Origin of the sequence: Streptomyces viridosporus (assembly GCF_002078235.1) — a bacterium.
GTDB lineage: Bacteria > Actinomycetota > Actinomycetes > Streptomycetales > Streptomycetaceae > Streptomyces > Streptomyces viridosporus.
On sequence record NZ_MSGP01000964.1, the window covers coordinates 1 to 666 of the forward strand.

The following is a 666-nucleotide window of genomic DNA, read 5'->3' on the forward strand; positions in this document are numbered from 1 at the left end:
GTCTGGCCTTCGGGTTGGGCCCCTTTGCCATGCCCGGACGCTATGAGCATTGCCATGTAATGCTGAAGCGGGTAGTCTGGTGAAGCCGACAACGACCCATCCTCTTGGGGGACCCATGCGACTCCAGACCTGCCGCCGCCACCCCAACGCCGGCCCCTTCATGAACACCTGCTCCGGCTGCGCCCAGGAGTTGTACGACATCGAGCAGCGCAACCGCGCAATCGCCGCAGCATCGAAGGCCCTCGCCACCATCGGCGCCCCCGCGGACGCCCAGATCCTCGACGCCACCTGGGTGCGCGGCGCGCTTGTCGTCGCCACCCGTCAGCCGTCCAGCATCGCGGCCGAGTTCGCGGTCGACACGTTCCGGCTCCCCACCCCGGACGAAACCGACCCCGACCAGACCGACCCGTACAAGCCGGGCCAGTGGATCCTCATCGACCAGTACGGCGACCACACGGAGGACGCCGTGCCGAGCATGGTCGGCGAGGCCACCGCGTACGTGCGCAGCCTGCGTCCGCTCCGGGCCCTGGCCGCCTGACCGGCTGGGAACCATGCGTACCTGCGACTGCGACGCCACGCCCGAAGAGATCGCCCGCGGCATCCACGGCGACCCCTGCACCAGCAGCGACGGGCCCGCCGACGATCCGTCCGACCACTACGGCCAGT

At 69.7% G+C, this 666-nt stretch carries 1 protein-coding gene; it reads left to right on the forward strand.

All coding sequences use genetic code 11. The annotated features are described in order from the left end of the window. Positions 1-115: 115 nt before the first annotated feature. Positions 116-538: a hypothetical protein gene (locus tag B7L92_RS38930; protein WP_081241701.1), complete on the forward strand. Its 423-nt coding sequence runs from the start codon at positions 116-118 to the stop codon at positions 536-538. Positions 539-666 lie beyond the last annotated feature (128 nt).

Bases quoted from the DNA above. Each gene is read 5' to 3' on its own strand.
- B7L92_RS38930 (WP_081241701.1), top strand. From the start codon at position 116: ATGCGACTCCAGACCTGCCGCCGCCACCCCAACGCCGGCCCCTTCATG.